This is a genomic window from Tepidimonas sp. (assembly GCF_046292505.1).
In the GTDB taxonomy this organism is placed as follows: domain Bacteria; phylum Pseudomonadota; class Gammaproteobacteria; order Burkholderiales; family Burkholderiaceae_C; genus Tepidimonas.
The window spans coordinates 109092-125961 of record NZ_JBKBQX010000001.1 but is presented as its reverse complement, the minus strand read 5'-3'; the positions used below and the strand labels follow the sequence as shown (position 1 = coordinate 125961).

General features: G+C 66.3%; 16 protein-coding genes. 11 read left to right on the top strand and 5 right to left on the bottom strand.

From position 1 onward, the window contains the following. Window positions 1–6: 6 nt before the first annotated feature. The 5 genes from ACK4TH_RS00525 to ACK4TH_RS00505 all read right to left on the bottom strand — a co-directional run bounded on the left by ACK4TH_RS00525 (window position 7) and on the right by ACK4TH_RS00505 (window position 2950). The gene (locus ACK4TH_RS00525; RefSeq protein WP_409621127.1) at window positions 7–789 is read right to left on the bottom strand and encodes a peptidylprolyl isomerase; all 783 of its coding nucleotides are present in this window, start codon (window positions 787–789) and stop codon (window positions 7–9) included. 61 nt (window positions 790–850) lie between these two features. Further along, complete coding sequence (locus ACK4TH_RS00520) at window positions 851–1132, bottom strand: BolA family protein (RefSeq protein ID WP_409621125.1); 282 nt, start codon at window positions 1130–1132, stop codon at window positions 851–853. Then, entirely contained in the window at window positions 1129–1662 is a 534-nt protein-coding gene (locus ACK4TH_RS00515) for a septation protein A (RefSeq protein WP_409621122.1), read from the bottom strand. Before ACK4TH_RS00515 ends, ACK4TH_RS00520 begins: the two co-directional genes overlap by 4 nt. A gap of 39 nt (window positions 1663–1701) precedes the next feature. Continuing rightward, window positions 1702–2121 carry a peptide-methionine (R)-S-oxide reductase MsrB gene (gene msrB / locus ACK4TH_RS00510; protein ID WP_409621119.1) on the bottom strand — a complete coding sequence of 140 codons (420 nt, stop codon included), beginning with the start codon at window positions 2119–2121 and terminating at the stop codon, window positions 1702–1704. Window positions 2122–2266: 145 nt separating this feature from the next. Beyond that, window positions 2267–2950, bottom strand: a complete 684-nt coding sequence (locus ACK4TH_RS00505; RefSeq protein WP_409621116.1) for a Crp/Fnr family transcriptional regulator — start codon at window positions 2948–2950, stop codon at window positions 2267–2269. Window positions 2951–3139: 189 nt separating this feature from the next. Here ACK4TH_RS00505 and ACK4TH_RS00500 point away from each other — a divergent pair, with 189 nt between their 5' ends. The 11 genes from ACK4TH_RS00500 (at window position 3140) to ACK4TH_RS00450 (ending at window position 16836) form a co-directional block, all read left to right on the top strand. Continuing rightward, entirely contained in the window at window positions 3140–4777 is a 1638-nt protein-coding gene (locus ACK4TH_RS00500) for a 3-(methylthio)propionyl-CoA ligase (RefSeq protein ID WP_409621113.1), read from the top strand. A 145-nt stretch (window positions 4778–4922) separates the two neighbouring features. Next, window positions 4923–6227, top strand: a complete 1305-nt coding sequence (locus ACK4TH_RS00495) for a branched-chain amino acid ABC transporter substrate-binding protein (protein ID WP_409621110.1) — start codon at window positions 4923–4925, stop codon at window positions 6225–6227. 150 nt (window positions 6228–6377) lie between these two features. After that, window positions 6378–7394 (top strand): branched-chain amino acid ABC transporter permease, encoded by a 1017-nt coding sequence (locus ACK4TH_RS00490; RefSeq protein ID WP_409621107.1) that lies wholly within the window; start codon window positions 6378–6380, stop codon window positions 7392–7394. 19 nt (window positions 7395–7413) lie between these two features. After that, on the top strand, window positions 7414–8706 hold the full coding sequence (locus tag ACK4TH_RS00485; RefSeq protein ID WP_409621103.1) for a branched-chain amino acid ABC transporter permease: 1293 nt from the start codon (window positions 7414–7416) through the stop codon (window positions 8704–8706). 1 nt (window position 8707) lies between these two features. Beyond that, complete coding sequence (locus ACK4TH_RS00480; RefSeq protein ID WP_409621100.1) at window positions 8708–9508, top strand: ABC transporter ATP-binding protein; 801 nt, start codon at window positions 8708–8710, stop codon at window positions 9506–9508. Between the two features lie 37 nt (window positions 9509–9545). Next, entirely contained in the window at window positions 9546–10244 is a 699-nt protein-coding gene (locus ACK4TH_RS00475) for an ABC transporter ATP-binding protein (RefSeq protein ID WP_068606399.1), read from the top strand. Between the two features lie 123 nt (window positions 10245–10367). Continuing rightward, complete coding sequence (locus ACK4TH_RS00470; protein ID WP_409621096.1) at window positions 10368–12485, top strand: 3-hydroxyacyl-CoA dehydrogenase NAD-binding domain-containing protein; 2118 nt, start codon at window positions 10368–10370, stop codon at window positions 12483–12485. Window positions 12486–12514: 29 nt separating this feature from the next. Next, window positions 12515–13690: an acetyl-CoA C-acyltransferase gene (locus ACK4TH_RS00465; protein WP_143968133.1), complete on the top strand. Its 1176-nt coding sequence runs from the start codon at window positions 12515–12517 to the stop codon at window positions 13688–13690. Then, the gene (locus ACK4TH_RS00460) at window positions 13690–15534 is read left to right on the top strand and encodes an acyl-CoA dehydrogenase (protein WP_409621093.1); all 1845 of its coding nucleotides are present in this window, start codon (window positions 13690–13692) and stop codon (window positions 15532–15534) included. The genes ACK4TH_RS00465 and ACK4TH_RS00460 overlap by 1 nt, the downstream gene beginning before the upstream one ends. A 59-nt stretch (window positions 15535–15593) precedes the next feature. Next, a complete protein-coding gene (locus ACK4TH_RS00455; protein ID WP_409621090.1) occupies window positions 15594–16385 on the top strand; it encodes an SDR family oxidoreductase in 792 nt (263 codons plus the stop codon). Next, the gene (locus ACK4TH_RS00450) at window positions 16366–16836 is read left to right on the top strand and encodes a PaaI family thioesterase (RefSeq protein ID WP_409621087.1); all 471 of its coding nucleotides are present in this window, start codon (window positions 16366–16368) and stop codon (window positions 16834–16836) included. Before ACK4TH_RS00455 ends, ACK4TH_RS00450 begins: the two co-directional genes overlap by 20 nt. The last annotated feature ends 34 nt before the right edge of the window (window positions 16837–16870 follow it).

Genomic DNA, 16870 nt, shown 5'->3' with positions numbered 1-16870 from the left:
CGGGCCTTATTGCACCTTGGCCTTGCTGCGCAGCGATTCCTGGAACTCGGCCAGGCGTTGCTGCTGCAGTTGCTGCTGGAGTTGCGGCTTGATGTCGTCCAGCGGGGGCAGTTGTGCCTTGCGCACGTCATCGACGCGGATCACGTGCCAGCCAAACGGCGTCTTGACCGGGGTCGAGGTGGTCTCGCCCTTGCCCAGTTTGACCATGGCTTGCGAAAACTCCGGCACGAACACGTCCGGCGTGGCCCAATCGAGATCCCCGCCGTTGGCGCCAGAGCCCGGGTCCTTGGAGCGTTGCTTGGCCAGTTCCTCGAAGCGCGCGCCCTTGGCCAGCTCCGCGATGATGGCTTTGGCTTCGTCCTCGCTGGCGACCAGGATGTGTCGAGCCCGGTATTCCTGCCCGCTGGTGGCGTTGAGGCGCTCGTATTCGGCCTTCAGGTCGGCGTCCGTCACGGGGTGGCGACGCTGGTAGTCGGCGAACAGTTCGCGAATCAGAATGGTCTGGGTCGCGAGCTCGAGCTGCGCCTTGACTTCGGGCGAGTTGCGCAAGCCGCGCTTGTCGGCCTCCTGCACGAAGATTTCGCGCAGGATGGCTTCTTCGCGCAACTGCTGGCGCACGGCATCGTCGACCGGTCGGCCCGAGCGGGCCATTTGCTGTTCGAGCGCCTTGAGCCGCGCCATGGGCACGGCCTTACCGTTGACGATGGCGACATTCTGGGCCAAGGCCGGCATGGCCAGCCCGGCCGCCAGGCACGCGGCGACGGCCGCGCGCGACAACACGTTGTTCATGAGAGGGGTATCCGAGAGAGGGAGGGTCGGGAAGAAAAAACCGGCGTCGCGGCGATGACCATCAATCGCGCAGCACCTCGATGGCCAAGGCGTGCAGCCCGGCCGCGAATGCGGGCTGCAGCGCATCATACACAAGCCGGTGGGCGGCCACCCGGTTCAGCCCGGCCAGGGCCGGGGCCGCGATGCGCACCCGAAAATGCGTGCCATGGCCCAGGCCATTGGCCCCCGCATGGCCGGCATGCGCCGCGCTTTCGTCGATGACTTCCAGGCGCGTGGGGGAGAGGGCCGCGCGCAGGGCCTGCGCCAGGCCGTCGGCGGTGGGCCAGGATGGGGTGGCGGTCATGCGGTGTCATCCTTGAGATGGCGGGCGACGTAGAGGCCCTGTCCGACCAGGAACAGCACCGGGAACACATAGCCCCAGAGCTTGAAGTCCACCCACGCGTCGGTGGAAAAATAGGCCGCCACATAGGCATTGAGGGCCGCCATGAACCCGCAGTAGCCAATCCAGGCCATCGCGAGGCGCGACCACACCGGTGCCGGCAATTTCAGCTGGCTGCCCAGCAGCACCTGCAGAATGTTTTTCTTCCAGCCCCACAGGGCCGCGGCCAGCGCCAGCGCCATGGCACCGTAGAGTACGGTCGGCTTCCATTTGATGAAGCGCTCGTCCTGCAGCGTCAGTGTGAGCGCGCCAAACACCAGCACCAGTAGCAGCGTGACCTTCTGCACGGTTTGCAGACGGCGGTCGATGGCGTAGATCAGGCCCATCTGCACCACCGTGGCGGCCATCAGCACGGCGGTGGCCGCGTAGATGCCGTGCCACTTGTAGGCGACGAAAAAAAGCGCGATCGGGAAAAAGTCGATCAGCAAACGCATGGGGGGAGATTATCGCGGCTGTTGGGCGGGGGCGCCGGGTCACAGCGGCTGCCATTGCAGCGCGGCCGAGTTCATGCAAAAGCGCAGACCCGTCGGCGGGGGACCGTCGTCGAATACATGGCCGAGGTGGGCACCGCAGCCGGCGCACAGCGTCTCGGTGCGCAGCATGCCGTGGCTGCGGTCCAGCCGTTCCACGATGGCGCCCGGGCGGGCCTGCCAGAAACTGGGCCAGCCGCAGCCGGCGTCGAATTTGGTGTCGCTGTCGAACAGGTGCGTGCCACAGGCCACGCAGTGGTAGCGGCCGGGTTGCCACCAGGACTCGTAGCGGCCGCTGAAGGGGCGCTCCGTCGCGGCGCGGCGCGTCACCTCGAAGGCCAGCGGCTCGGCCTCGCCGCGGTCGATCTTGGCGCGCAGCACCTCGTGCCACTCGTCGTCGGTCTTTGCCAGTGGGTACGCCATGGTCATGGGTCAGCAAGAGCAACCGATGCGCAGTCGGCTGGCGCCGGGGGCGGCAAAGCGCGCCGGCTGCCATGTGCGCGCGGGAACATCGGTATCCGTAGCGCGATTGTCGCGCCCGGCGGGCAACCTTGCCCGCTGCGGGGCCTCAGCCGCGGTTGCTCAGCAAGGTCTCCAGCGCTTCGGGCTGCAGCACATCGACACGGCTGAACTCCAGCGAAATCCAGCCGTTCGCCTCGAACGCCTTGAGCACCCGGTTGGTGGTCTGCCGCGACAGACCGGCGAGGTGGCCCAGATCCTCTTGCGACAAGGTGATCTTGCGCACGCCCGAGCCGCAAAACATGGTCAGGTACTGCGCCACCCGTTCCTCGGGTGAGCGAAGCCGGCCGGCTTCGATGGCGGTCATGGCCTGCCCCAGCCGCAGGTTCAGGCGTTGGATGAGGTAATGGTTGAACGGCAGGCTGGTGCGGTAGAGCGTCTGAAAATGGGGCAGCGGCAGCCCGAGCAGGGTGGTGTCGCGCAACGCCACCACGTCGTAGCGCCACAGACCGCCGTTGAGCACCGTGCCCTCGCCAAACCAGTCGCCCGCGGGCACGCCCAAAAAGGCCGATACGCGGCCGTCGGGGCCCTCGGTCTGCAATTTGGCCATGCCCGACAGCACCGCCCACCAGGCATCCACCGGTGTGCCCCGGCGGATCAGCAGCTCCCCCCGGCCGGCCCGTTGCATGAGTATGGCGTCGATCAGCGTTTGCCGCATGCCGCCGTCCAGCGACGCGAACCACGGCTGCTGGGACAGAAAAACGCGGGCGGGACTGCGGGCGTCGAGGGTCATGGCGGGCAGCGGTTGGGGGTTTGCCTGCGCGGCGGGGAAGCTGTCGAAGAGGCGACAAATCGCGCGCCGCCCGCGGGTTTGTCAGGATGACGCGGGCGAGGCGACCTTGCAATAGTCGTAAGCTTAACGGAGCCGGCGCCCCGTTTTCGGTGCCGCTCCAACCCACCCGTATCACGAGGAGAGCCTTCCATGCTGGGCTTGATGCAAGACCGCCCCTTGCTCATTTCTGATCTGATCGAACACGCCGCGCGCCATCATGGCGACGTCGAGATCGTTTCGCGCCGCGTCGAGGGCGACATCCACCGCACCACCTATGGCGAGGCCGCCGCACGCGCTCGCCAACTGGCCCGCGCGCTGGACGCGATGGGTGTTGGCCTGGGCGAGCGGGTGGCCACCCTGGCCTGGAACGGCTATCGCCACTTCGAAATGTATTTTGGTGTCAGCGGCTCCGGCCGCGTGCTGCACACCATCAACCCGCGCTTGCTGCCCGAACAGATTGCGTGGATCGTCAACCATGCCGAAGACCGCGTGCTGGCGTTCGATATGACGTTTTGGCCCATCGTCAAGGGCATTCACGACAAATGCCCGACGGTCCAGCGCTGGGTGGCGCTGTGTGACGATGCGCACCTGGCGCGGTTGACGGCCGATGGCGCGGTGCCCAATCTGGTCAGCTACGAGTCGTGGATCGGCGCCCATGCGGCTGCTTATGACTGGCCGCGCTTTTCCGACGACACGGCAAGCAGCATGTGCTACACCAGTGGCACCACCGGGCACCCGAAGGCGGCGCTCTACAGCCACAAGTCCACCATCCTGCATGCGTACGCCGCAGCGCTGCCGGACGTGATGTGCCTGAGCGCGCGTGATGCTGTGCTGCCCGTGGTGCCGATGTTCCACGTCAACGCGTGGGGCATCCCGTACTCGGCGGCAGCCATCGGTTGCAAGCTGGTGTTTCCCGGCGGGCAGCTCGATGGCAAATCGGTCTACGAGTTGTTGGAGTCCGAGCGGGTGACGTTTGCCGCCGGTGTACCGACCGTCTGGCAGATGCTGCTGGCCCACATGGGCACGAACGGGTTGCGCTTGCCGGCACTCAAGCGCACGGTCATCGGTGGCTCGGCCTGTCCGCCGGCGATGATCACCGCCTTCCGCGAGCAGTACGGGGTGGAGGTGCTGCACGCCTGGGGCATGACAGAGTTGAGCCCGCTGGGCACGCTGTGCACGCTGAAAAACAAGCACCTGGCGCTGCCCGAGGAGGAGCAGATGAAGATCCGCCTCAAGCAGGGGCGGGGGATCTTTGGCATCGACATGAAGATCGTCGATGCGGACGGGCACGAACTGCCGTGGGACGGCGTGAGTCAGGGTGAACTGATGGTGCGCGGTCCGTGGGTCATCCGCGACTACTACCGCAGCGACAAGCCCAGTCCGCTGGTGGACGGCTGGTTCCCCACCGGCGACGTGGCCACCATCGACGCCGACGGCTACATGCAGATCACCGACCGCAGCAAGGATGTCATCAAGTCGGGCGGCGAGTGGATCAGCTCGATCGACGTCGAGAACATCGCCGTGGCGCACCCGGCGATCCTGATGGCGGCCTGTATCGGCGTCAAACACCCGAAGTGGGACGAACGGCCGATCGTCGTCGTGGTCAAAAAGCCCGGTGCCGAGGTGACGCGCGAGGAGCTGCTGGCGTTCTACGAGGGCAAGCTGGCCAAGTGGCAGATCCCCGACGACGTCGTGTTCGTCGACGCGATCCCGCTGGGCGCCACCGGCAAGATGCAAAAGGTCAAGCTGCGCGAAATGCTGGCCGACTACCGTCTGCCGGGGCTTTGAATCGCGCCCCCCGCGCCGCCACGCAAAAGTGTCACTCCAATGACAGTCGCCAAGGTGATAACGCTGCGGGGTTTCCCTGATCGCTGCACCGCAACAGGCGGCTAAGCTCGATTCCGTTCCACCACCCATAAAAGGAGACAAGCGCATGAAGTTCGCATTCAAAACCCTCGCGGTGGCCGCCATGGTTGGCCTGGCGCTGACCAGCGTGGCGCAAGCGCAGAATGCGCGTCAGGCCAAACGTGAGCAGGCGGCCGCCGCCTCGAATGCCCCGCTGGCGGGGCAGACCGTCAAGATTGCCTGGATCGACCCGCTGTCGGGCTTGATGGCGCCGGTGGGCTCCAACCAAGTCAAGGGCTTTCAGTTCTTTGCCGAGAAATTCAGCGGCCCCAACAAGTACAACCCGGCCGGCGTCAAGTGGGAAGTGGTGGCGCTCGACAACAAACTCAGCCCCGCTGAAAGCCTGACCGCGTTGCAATCCGCGATCGACCAAGGTGTTCGCTACATCACGCAAGGCAACGGCTCGTCGGTGGCCGGTGCGCTGATCGAGGCGGTGGCCCGCCACAACGCGCGCAATCCCGGCAAAGAGGTGATTTTTTTGAACCACTCGGCGGTGGATCCGGACTTCACCAACAGCAAGTGCAACTACTGGCACTTCCGCTTCGACGCCGACACGTCGATGAAGATGGAGGCGCTGACGACCTTCATGAAGGATCAGCCCGACATCAAGAAGGTGTATCTGCTCAACCAGAACTATTCGCACGGCCACCAAGTGGCCAAGTACGCCAAGGAGCTGTTGGCGCGCAAGCGGCCCGACATCCAGCTCGTCGGCGAGGACCTGCACCCGCTGGCGCAGGTGCGCGACTTCGCACCCTACATCGCCAAGATCAAGGCCTCTGGGGCCGATACGGTCATCACGGGCAACTGGGGCTCCGACCTGGCGCTGCTCGTCAAGGCCGCGGTCGAAGGGGGCTACACGGGCAAGTTCTACACCTACTACGCCGGTGTGACGGGGACGCCGACCGCTCTGGGCGCTCAGGCGGAGGGCAAGGTCTATCAGGTGTCGTACAACCACTACCACATGGGCGGCGATCTCCAGAAATGGCAGGAGGAATTTCAAAAGAAATTCAATGCCGATTTCTACACGGGCTCGGTGATCCACATCTACCGCGCGCTCAGCGAGGCGATGGCCAAGGCGAAATCCACCGACCCGATCAAGGTGGCCAAAGAGCTAGAAGGGCTGAAATTCACCAGCTACAACGGCGAGGTGGAGATGCGCAAGACGGACCACCAGCTGCAGCAGCCGCTCTACATTACCCGCTGGCAGAAGCTGGATGGCAAAAATCTGACCTACAGCGTCGAGAACACGGGGATGACCTTGGCCTTGGTCAAAGAGTTTCCTGCTTACGTGTCCAGCACGCCCACCAGCTGCGCCATGCAGCGGCCCAACTGATGCGAGCGGGGGCATCGCCCCCTGTTTTGCGGGCCCCTCTCCCAGCCGCCTCGACGACCCGGGTGCGACCGACCGGTCGGTTGCATCCAGGGAGGGCGGGCTTTTGCCCGCCGTCGGTATCCATCGACCCTTTCGCGTGACGCCCCTGCCATGGAATTCGTCATCGTCTCGCTGCTCAACGGTGTGAGCTACGGGCTGCTGCTGTTCATGCTCAGCTCCGGGCTGACCCTCATCTTCTCGATGATGGGGGTGCTCAATTTCGCCCATGCGAGCTTTTACATGCTGGGGGCGTACTTCGCCTATGCCCTGTCCGGCATCGTCGGCTTCTGGCCGGCGCTGCTCATGGCCCCCGTGCTGGTCGGGGTGGCCGGGGCGCTGTTCGAGAAATACAGCTTGCGCAAGGTCCACAAGTTTGGCCATGTGCCCGAGCTGTTGATCACCTTCGGCCTGTCGTACGTGGTGTTGGAGCTGGTGCAGCTCGTCTGGGGCCGCACGGCGGTCAACTTCCGCCCACCGGAACTGCTGCAAGGGCCGGCGTTCACCCTCATCCACACCGCGCAGGACACGATGGCATTCACCTGGGGCCGCGCGGCGGCGGAGTTGTGCCAAGGCGCGGTGTGCACGCCGTTTCCGGCCACGCGGGCGTTCATGATGCTGGTGGCGGTGTTGATGCTGGTGGGCCTGTGGCTGCTCATTACCCGCACCCGGGTGGGGCTGGTGATCCAGGCGGCGCTGAGTCACCCGCACATGGTGGAGGCGCTGGGGCACAACGTGCCGCGCGTGTTCATGATGGTGTTCGGGGCCGGAACGGGGCTAGCCGGACTGGCCGGTGTGATCGGCGGCAGCACCTTCGTCACGGAGCCGGCCATGGCGGCGACGCTGGGTTCGCTGGTGTTCGCAGTGGTGGTGATCGGCGGTCTGGGGTCGCTGCCAGGGGCTTTTCTTGCGTCTTTGCTGATTGGCGTCATCCAGACCTTCGCGGTGGCGATGGACCACTCCATCGGTTCGCTGCTGGAGGGGTTGGGCCTGGCGCTGTCGGAGTCGATGCGCAACAAGGATTTCCTGCGGCTGACCCTGTCGCAGGTGGCGCCGGTGCTGCCCTACCTGTTCCTGGTGCTGATTCTGATCTTCCGCCCCAAGGGGTTGCTGGGCACGCGCGACCATTGATCCCCGCGAGACGAGAACCATGAGCAAGGCTTATTACCAGTTCAAGCCCTACAACGTCGGGCGCTGGATCATCTGGACGCTGTTTGCCCTGTTGCTGCTGGTGGCGCCGCAGGTGTTCACCAGCAACCTGTCGATCAGCATGCTGGCGCAGATGGGCATCGCCATCATCGCCTGCCTGTCGTACAACCTGCTGCTCGGCCAGGGGGGCATGCTCAGCTTCGGCCACGCGGTCTACAGCGGGCTGGGCTCTTACGTGGCCATTCACACGCTGCTCAAAGTGTCGGCGGGCACTTTGTCGGTACCGGTGTCGCTGATCCCCCTGATTGGAGGCGTGGCCGGCTTTTTCTTCGCCATCCTCTTTGGCTACGTCACCACCAAGAAGTCGGGCACCCCGTTTGCCATGATCACGCTCGGCGTGGGTGAACTGGTGTTCGCCCTGTCGCTGATGTTTTCGGATTTCTTCGGTGGCGAGGCGGGCATCAGCGCCAACCGCATGGTCGGCGACCCGGTGCTGGGCATCACCTTCGGCCCGGCGGTGCAGGTGTACTACCTGATCGCGCTCTACACCTTCGTCTGCGTGGCCGCCATGTACGCCTTCACCCGCACGCCGCTCGGGCGCATCCTGAATGCCGTGCGCGACAACCCGGAGCGGGTGGAGTTCATCGGCTACAACACGCAGGTCGTGCGCTATCTGGCGTTCATGATCGCCGGGTTCTTCGCCGGCATCGCAGGCGGGCTGGGCGCAATCCAGTTCGAGATCGTGACGGCCGAGGTGGTCGGGCCGCTGCGCTCGGGTGCCTACCTGCTGTTCACGTTTCTGGGCGGGGCGACGTTCTTCTTCGGTCCGATCATCGGTGGTGTGCTGATGGTGCTGGCGCTCGTGTTGCTGTCCGAGCTGACGAAGGCGTGGCTGCTGTATCTGGGGCTGGTGTTCCTGTTCATGGTGATGTATGCGCCGGGCGGCATCGCCAGCCTGATCATGATGAACCTGCGCGTGGCGGCGTTTGGCCGGTTGCGCGAGCTGTGGGTCAGCTACCTGGCCCTGGCCGTGACGGGGGCGGTGGCCTTGCTGGGGGCCGGCGGCGTCATCGAGATGGTGTATCACCTGCAGCTCAACGCGGCGATCGGCCCCGAGGTGCGGTACCTGGGCGCGACGCTCGACACCCGTGCGGTCGAGAGCTGGTTCGGTTCGGTGTTCGTGATGTTGACCGGCATCGGCCTGTTCGAGGTGACGCGCCGGCGCTTCCGGGAGCACTGGAGCGAGATCCAGATCGACATCGAAAAGGAAATCAAACGGCGGGAGATGGCCTGACATGCACACCACCCCCAACCCCTCGGACACCCCCGCGCTGGAGCTGCGCGACGTCTGGAAGCGCTTTGGCAAGACCGAAATCATCCGTGGCGCCAACCTGGCGGTGCGCGCCGGTGAGCGCGTCGCCGTCATCGGGCCCAACGGCGCCGGCAAGTCCACGCTGTTCAACCTGATCAGCGGGCGCTTCGAGCCCTCCAGCGGCGAGATCCTGCTCAACGGCCAGCGTATCGACGGAAAAAAGCCGTTTCAGATCAATCGATTGGGGCTGAGTCGGAGCTTTCAGATCACCAATATCTTCCCCAAGCTCAGCGTCTTCGAGAACTTGCGCTGCGGGGTGCTGTGGAGCCTGGGCTACCGCTACACCTTTTTGAAGTTTCTGGCCGATCTGGACGATGCCAACGAGCGCGCCGAAGAGCTGCTGGACCGCATCGGGCTGCACAAAAAGCGCGACACCCTGGCGATGAACCTGACCTATGCCGAGCAGCGCGCGCTGGAGATCGGCATCACCATCGCCGGCGGGGCCGACGTGATCTTGCTCGACGAGCCCACCGCGGGCATGAGCAAGAGCGAGACGCGGCGCTTCATCGAGCTCATCCGCGAGGTGACGGTGGGCAAGACGCTGCTGACCGTGGAACACGACATGGGTGTCGTGTTCGGCTTGGCCGACCGCATCGCCGTCGTGGTGTATGGCGAGGTGATCGCCTTCGACACGCCCGAGGCGGTCAAGAACAATCCGCGCGTGCAGGAGGCCTACCTGGGCTCGGTACTGGCCGAGCAGCAGGCCGCCGAGGCCGCGCACTGAGCCGCGACGCGGCGCCGCAACCCCCCTTTGCTCCACCATGCTCGAAATCGACAACCTTCACGCCTTTTACGGCAAGAGCCACGTGCTCCACGGTGTGCATTTCAAGGTGGCGCCCGGCGAGATCGTGGCGCTGCTGGGGCGCAACGGCTCGGGTCGCTCGACCACGGCCAAGGCCATCATGGGCTTGGCGGACGCCGAGGGCGACATCCGCTGGAAGGGTCAGCGCATCACCGGCCTCAAGCCCTACGAAGTGGCCCACCTCGGCATCGGCTACGTGCCCGAGAGCCGCGACATCTTCCCCAAGCTGACCGTGCATCAAAACCTCATGCTCGGGCAGAAGCGCGCGGGCAAGGGCGGGCGCTGGAGCTTCGACGACATGTACGCGATGTTCCCGCGCCTCAAGGAGCGTCAGCACACCGAGGCCGGGGTGATGTCCGGCGGCGAGCAGCAAATGCTCACCCTCTGCCGCACCCTGATGGGGGATCCGGACCTCATCATCATCGACGAACCCACCGAGGGGCTGGCACCCAAGATCGTCGAACTGGTCGCCGAGTATCTGCGCACGCTCAAGGCCAAGGGGGTCTCGGTGTTGCTGATCGAGCAGAAGTTGACGATCGCCCTGCAGATCTCGGACCGGGCGCTGGTCATGGGGCACGGCAGCATCGTCTTCGACGGCACACCGGAGGAACTCAAAGCCAACCCCTACGTGCGCAAAGAGTGGCTGGAGGTGGGCTGAGTCCGCCGCCAGCAGACAAACGCGCGACACCCGGCGGTGGGCGAAGGACCGCTGTCGACCTAGAATTTCGTCAAAACCGAACGACCGTTCAGTTTTGTCCGTCATCGCTTTCGAGGAGGCACCATGACCGCTCACTACCAGGTTCACGGCGACGTGGCCGTCATCACCCTGGACAACCCGCCCGTCAACGGGCTGGGCTTGTCCACCCGCCAGGCCATCGCCCAGGGGCTGGACCGCGCGAACGAGGATCCCGCCGTGCGCGCCATCGTGCTGACCGGCGCCGGCAAGGCCTTCTCGGGTGGGGCGGACATCAAAGAATTCGGTTCGCCCAAGGCCTACCAGGATCCGAACCTGTTGAGCGTGATCCTCGCGCTCGAGCACTCGGCCAAACCCGTCGTGGCGGCCATCCACACCGTCTGCATGGGCGGCGGGCTGGAGCTGGCGCTGGGGGCGCACTACCGCATCGCCGCGCCCGGCACCAAGGTGGCGCTGCCCGAGGTGAAGCTGGGCCTGATCCCCGGCGCGGGCGGCACGCAGCGTCTGCCGCGCGTCATTGGGGTGGAAGCCGCGCTCAATATGATCGTCAGCGGTGAGCCGGTGCCGAGCGAGCTGCTGGCGAGCCTGCCGGGACAGAAGCTGTTCGACCGCATGGCGACCTCGGCGGCGTCGCTGCTGGACGAGGCGCTGGCGCTGGCGCGCGAGGTGGCGGCACAGCATGCCGCTGGCGCCCCGCTGCCGCTGGTGCGCCACCTGCCGTGCCGGCATCCGCAGGGCGACGCCTATTTCCAGTTCGCGCGCAACATGGTCGGCGCGCAGGCCAAGCACTACCCGGCCCCGCTCAAATGTATCGACGCGGTGCAGGCGGCCACGACCCAACGGTTCGACGATGGGCTGGCGCATGAGCGCGAGATCTTCGTCAACCTGATGAACACCCCGGTGTGCATGGCGTTGCGCCACCTGTTCGTCGCCGAGCGTGCCGCCAGCAAGATCGCCGACGTCCCCGAGGACACGCCGCTGCGCGAGATTCGTCAGGTCGCCGTGATCGGGGCGGGCACCATGGGCAGCGGCATTTCGATCAACTTCCTGAACATCGGGCTGCCGGTGACGATACTGGAGACCAAGCAGGAGGCGCTGGAGCGCGGCGTGGCCCACATCCGCTCGGTGTACGAAGGGCAGATCAAGAAGGGCAAGCTCAAGCCCGAGCAGGCCGAGCAGCGCCTGGGTCTGTTGCGCACCACGCTGTCGTACGACGACATCCGCGACGCCGACCTCGTCATCGAGGCGGTGTTCGAGGACCTGGAGGTCAAGCGCCAGGTGTTCGAGCGGCTCGACGCGGTGATGAAGCCGGGCGCGATCCTGGCCACCAACACCTCGACGCTGGACGTCAACAAGATCGCCGCCTTCACCCAACGGCCGCAGGACGTGATCGGGACGCACTTCTTCAGCCCGGCCAACGTCATGAAGCTGCTGGAGGTGGTGCGCGGGGCGGCCACCGCGAAGGATGTGCTGGCCACTGTCATGGCCCTGGGCAAAAAGATCAAAAAGACCTGCGTCGTCAGCGGCGTGTGCGATGGCTTCATCGGCAACCGCATGATCGAGCAATACAGCCGGCAGGCCGGCTTTTTGCTGGAGGAGGGCTGCACGCCCGAGCAGGTGGACCGCGCGATCGAGAAGTTCGGCTTTGCGATGGGGCCGTTCCGCATGGGTGACCTGGCCGGCAACGATGTGGGCTGGTACATCCGCAAGCGCCGCTACGTCGAGAAGCCCCACCTGCGCTATTCGCCGATCGCCGATCGGCTGTGTGAAATGGGACGTTTCGGGCAGAAGACCGGCGCGGGCTGGTACGACTACCAGCCGGGCAAGCGCGACGCCATCCCCAGCCCGGCCGTCAACCAGATGATCGAGGACTACCGCAAGGAGCGGGGCATCACCCCGCGCAAGATCAGCGACGAGGAGATCGTGCAGCGGCTGGTGTTCGCGCTGGTCAACGAGGGCGCCCACATCCTGGAGGAAAAGATCGCCGCGCGCGCCAGCGACATCGACATGGTGTACCTGACCGGCTATGGCTTTCCGGCCTGGCGCGGCGGCCCGATGCACTACGCCGAGCAGTTCGGCCTGTTCAACGTGATGCAGGCGATGAAGCGTTTTGCCAAGAACCCGCACGACGACGCCACTTTCTGGCAGCCCGCGCCGCTGATCGCCCGCCTGGTTGCCGAGGGTAAGGGTTTTGCCGCCGCCTGACGCCGGCCGATATTTCCGGAGAACCGAACATGAGCAATGCCGTCATCGTTTCGACCGCCCGCACGCCGCTGGCTAAGAGCTGGAAGGGCTCTTTCAACATGACCCATGGGGCGACCCTGGGTGGGCACGTCGTGCGCGCCGCCATCGAGCGCGCGCGCCTCGATGCCGCCGAGGTGGAGGATGTCATCATGGGCTGCGCCAACCCCGAGGGCGCGACCGGCATGAACATCGCGCGACAGATTGCGCTGGCTGCGGGCTGCCCGGTCAGCGTCTCGGGTCTCACGGTCAACCGGTTCTGCTCCTCCGGGCTGCAGACCATCGCCCTGGCCGCGCAGCGCATCATCGCGGGCGAGGGGGAGATTTACGTCGCCGGTGGAGTGGAGAGCATCTCGTGTGTGCAAAACGAGATGAACAAGCACATGCTGTTCGATCCCGCGCTGGCGGCCCGCAAGCCCGAGATCTACTGGACCATGCTGCAGACCGCGGAGCAGGTGGCCAAGCGCTACGGCATCACGCGCGAGCAGATGGACGAGTACGGTGCGGCCAGTCAGCAAAGGGCTTGTGCCGCCGCTGCCGCGGGCAAATTCGATGACGAGATCGTGCCCATCACCGTCACCGCGGGGGTGTACGACAAGCAGCGCGGCCTGATCACGCGCGAGGTCACCGTCTCCCGCGACGAGGGGCTGCGCGAGGGTACGACCGTGGAGGCCATCGCCAACATCAAGCCGGCCCTGCCCGGCGGGGTGGTGGCGGCGGGCAACGCCAGCCAGTTTTCCGACGGGGCGGGCGCCTGCGTGGTGATGGATGAGAAGGTGGCCGAGCGCAAGGGGCTGCAGCCACTGGGCCGTTTTCTGGGCTTTGCAGTGGCCGGCTGTGAGCCGGACGAGATGGGCATCGGCCCCGTTTTTGCCGTGCCCAAGGTGCTGGACCGGCTGGGCCTGACGGTGGGCGACATCGATCTGTGGGAGCTCAACGAGGCCTTCGCGGTGCAGGTGCTGTACTGCCGCGATCGTCTGGGCATCCCGGCCGATCGGCTCAACGTCAACGGCGGAGCCATCGCCATCGGCCATCCGTACGGGGTGTCAGGGCAGCGCTTGACCGGCCACGCGCTCATCGAAGGCAAGCGCCGCGGTGCCAAACGCGTCTGTGTGACCATGTGCATCGGCGGCGGTATGGGCGCCGCCGGCGTGTTCGAGGTGCTGTGATGGCCCAGGGTCTGCGCGCAGCCATCGACTTTTTGTTGTACGAGTGGCTGCAGGCGCAGACCCTGGCCACTCGGGAGCGCTTTGCCGATCACTCGCGCGAGACGTTCGATGCGGTGCTCGATACCTGCGAGCGCATCGCACGCGAAAAGTACGCGCCCTTCAACCGGCTGGTGGATACGGAGGAGCCCCGCTTCGACGGCGAGCGGGTGATCCTGCCGGCTGCCACGCACGAGGCGTGGAAGGCCTACGCCGACAGCGGCATGCTCAGTGCCGCGCAGGACTACGCCATCGGCGGCATGCAACTGCCCTACACGGTGGAGGCGGCGGGCAATGCCTTCTTCGCGGCGGCCTCGGTCAGCATCGGGGCCGGCATGCTGACGGTGGGCAACGCCAACCTGCTGATGGCGCACGGGACCGAGGCGCAGCGCCGCGCCTTCGCACGGCACGAGTTCGCCGGGCGCTTTTCCGGCACCATGTGCCTGAGCGAGCCGCAGGCCGGCTCGAGTTTGAGCGATATCGCCACGCGCGCGGTGCCCGACGGCGATGATTACGAGGCCGACCCGCTGGGGCCGCGCTACCGGCTGCGCGGCAACAAGATGTGGATTTCGGCCGGCGAGCACGAGCTGACCGAGAACATCGTCCACCTGGTGCTGGCCAAGATCCCCGGCCCCGACGGTCGGCTGCCGCCGGGGGTGAAGGGGATTTCGCTGTTCATCGTGCCCAAGAAGCTGGTGGACGCCGACGGCCGGCTGACCGGCGAGCGCAACGACGTGGCCCTGGCCGGTCTGAACCACAAATGCGGCTGGCGTGGCACGACCAACACCCTGCTCAATTTTGGCGAAGGCCGCTACCCCGTGCGTGCCCCGGGCTTGGACGGCCGGGGCGCCGGTGCCATCGGCTACCGCGTCGGCGAGCCGGGGCAGGGCCTGCGCTACATGTTCCACATGATGAACGAGGCGCGCATCGGGGTCGGTATGGCCGCCACCATGCTCGGCATGGCCGGTTATCTGGCGAGTCTGGACTATGCACGCAACCGCCCGCAGGGGCGCCCGATCGGCCCGGCGGGCAAAGACCCGGCCCAGCCGCCCGTGCGCATCATCGAGCACGCCGACGTCAAGCGCATGCTGCTGGCCCAGAAAGCCTATTGCGAGGGTGCGCTGGCGCTGGAGCTGTATTGCGCGCGCCTGGTGGACGAGCAGCACACCGGCGACGCCGCAGCGGCCGACGAGGCACGCCTGCTGCTGGAGGTGCTGACCCCGATAGCCAAGAGCTGGCCCAGCGAATGGTGCCTGGAGGCCAACAGCCTGGCGATCCAGGTGCACGGCGGCTACGGCTACACGCGCGACTTTCCGGTCGAGCAGTACTGGCGCGACAACCGCCTCAACATGATCCACGAAGGCACGCACGGCATCCAGGCGCTGGACCTGCTGGGCCGCAAGGTGCTGATGGAGGAAGGGCGGGGCATGCAATTGCTGGGTGCGCGCATGGCCGCCACCATCGCACGCGCCCGTGGGGTGCCGGCCCTGGCCGCGCATGCGGATGCCCTGCACGGCGCCTGGGACGCGGTCCGTGCCGCCACGCAGGCGGCCTGGGCGGATGGCGACCCGGTGCCCGCCCTGGCCAATGCGGTGCCCTATCTGCAGGCCTTTGGCCACACCGTGCTTGCCTGGATCTGGCTGGATGTGGCGCTGGCCGCCGCCGGCCGGGAAGATGCCGCGAACCGCGGTCGCCTGCTGGCCTGCCGGTATTTCTTTCATTACGAACTGCCCAAGACCGCGGCGTGGCTGCAAGTCGTGCGCGAGCGCGATCTGACCTGCGCCGAGATGCCCGAAGACGCCTTTTGATCGTTGGACCGTTTGAGCGTTTGCCCTTCCGAATCCGAACACCCCGAGGAGACCCCGACATGACCCGCACGATTGCGCAATTGTTCGATCTGAGTGGCCGCACGGCCCTCGTCACCGGCGGCTCGCGCGGCCTGGGCCTGCAACTGGCCCAGGCGCTGGGCGAGGCCGGCGCCAAGGTGATGCTGACCGCCCGCAAGGCCGATGAGCTGGAGGAGGCCACGGCCCAACTCCAGTCGCAAGGCATCGATGCGCGCTGGATCGCCGCCGACTGTGCCCGCGAGGACGACATCCATCGGCTGGCCGCCGAGACGCTGCAGCGCCTGGGCGACATCGACATCCTGGTCAACAACGCGGGCGCCGCCTGGGGCGCACCGGCCGAGGAGCATCCCCTGGAGGCCTGGGACAAGGTGATGAACCTGAACATCCGCGGCTACTTCATCCTCAGCCAATACGTGGGCAAGCACAGCATGATCCCGCGCCGCCGTGGCAGCATCGTCAACGTCGCCTCGATCGCCGGTTTGGGCGGCAACCCGCCGGACATGAAGACCATTGCCTACAACACCTCCAAGGGCGCGGTGGTCAACTTCACCCGCGCGCTGGCGGCGGAGTGGGGGCGCTACGGCATCCGCGTCAACGCCATCTGCCCGGGCTTCTTCCCCAGCAAAATGACGCGTGGGACGCTGCAGGCCATGGGCGAGGAGCGGCTGGCGGCCCACGCGCCGCTGCAGCGCCTGGGCGACGACGAGGACCTCAAGGGCACGGTGGTGCTGTTCGCGTCGGACGCGGGCAAGCACATCACCGGGCAGTGGCTGGCCGTGGACGGGGGCGTCAGTGTCGTCACCGGCGGCTGACCTGCCGTTCAGCGTCCGCATCCCCTTCGTCGAGCTGCTGGGTTTTCGCCTGCGGCGCTGGGCGGAGGGCGAGGCGGAAATCGCTTTCGACCCCAACGCCGAGCACCTGAACTCGTTCGACGTGGTGCACGGCGGGGCGAGCATGACGCTGCTCGACGTGGTGATGGCGCATGCCGCGCGCAGTGTGCAGCGCGACATGGGGGTCGTGACCATCGAGATGAAAACCAGCTTCATGCAGGCGGCGCAGGGGCCTTTGGTGGCGCATGCGCGGCTGCTGCACCGCACGGCGACGATGGCCTTCACCGATGGCGAGATCCGCGACGCGGCCGGGCGTCTTTGCGCCCACGCCACCGGCACCTTTCGCTACGTGCGCCGTTTGCCCGCCCCAGGGCGGGACGTGCGCGACCTGAACGGCCCCGCGACCGAGGCGGGCGTCGTCCCCACCGACTGACCGCGGGCCATCCCGCAGCCTTTTCTGGAGTGGA

Excerpts from the sequence above, each read along its gene's own strand:
- ACK4TH_RS00525 (WP_409621127.1), bottom strand. The coding sequence starts at position 789 with ATGAACAACGTGTTGTCGCGCGCGGCCGTCGCCGCGTGCCTGGCGGCC.
- ACK4TH_RS00520 (WP_409621125.1), bottom strand. The coding sequence starts at position 1,132 with ATGACCGCCACCCCATCCTGGCCCACCGCCGACGGCCTGGCGCAGGCC.
- ACK4TH_RS00515 (WP_409621122.1), bottom strand. The coding sequence starts at position 1,662 with ATGCGTTTGCTGATCGACTTTTTCCCGATCGCGCTTTTTTTCGTCGCC.
- msrB (WP_409621119.1), bottom strand. The coding sequence starts at position 2,121 with ATGGCGTACCCACTGGCAAAGACCGACGACGAGTGGCACGAGGTGCTG.
- ACK4TH_RS00505 (WP_409621116.1), bottom strand. The coding sequence starts at position 2,950 with ATGACCCTCGACGCCCGCAGTCCCGCCCGCGTTTTTCTGTCCCAGCAG.
- ACK4TH_RS00500 (WP_409621113.1), top strand. The coding sequence starts at position 3,140 with ATGCTGGGCTTGATGCAAGACCGCCCCTTGCTCATTTCTGATCTGATC.
- ACK4TH_RS00495 (WP_409621110.1), top strand. The coding sequence starts at position 4,923 with ATGAAGTTCGCATTCAAAACCCTCGCGGTGGCCGCCATGGTTGGCCTG.
- ACK4TH_RS00490 (WP_409621107.1), top strand. The coding sequence starts at position 6,378 with ATGGAATTCGTCATCGTCTCGCTGCTCAACGGTGTGAGCTACGGGCTG.
- ACK4TH_RS00485 (WP_409621103.1), top strand. The coding sequence starts at position 7,414 with ATGAGCAAGGCTTATTACCAGTTCAAGCCCTACAACGTCGGGCGCTGG.
- ACK4TH_RS00480 (WP_409621100.1), top strand. The coding sequence starts at position 8,708 with ATGCACACCACCCCCAACCCCTCGGACACCCCCGCGCTGGAGCTGCGC.
- ACK4TH_RS00475 (WP_068606399.1), top strand. The coding sequence starts at position 9,546 with ATGCTCGAAATCGACAACCTTCACGCCTTTTACGGCAAGAGCCACGTG.
- ACK4TH_RS00470 (WP_409621096.1), top strand. The coding sequence starts at position 10,368 with ATGACCGCTCACTACCAGGTTCACGGCGACGTGGCCGTCATCACCCTG.
- ACK4TH_RS00465 (WP_143968133.1), top strand. The coding sequence starts at position 12,515 with ATGAGCAATGCCGTCATCGTTTCGACCGCCCGCACGCCGCTGGCTAAG.
- ACK4TH_RS00460 (WP_409621093.1), top strand. The coding sequence starts at position 13,690 with ATGGCCCAGGGTCTGCGCGCAGCCATCGACTTTTTGTTGTACGAGTGG.
- ACK4TH_RS00455 (WP_409621090.1), top strand. The coding sequence starts at position 15,594 with ATGACCCGCACGATTGCGCAATTGTTCGATCTGAGTGGCCGCACGGCC.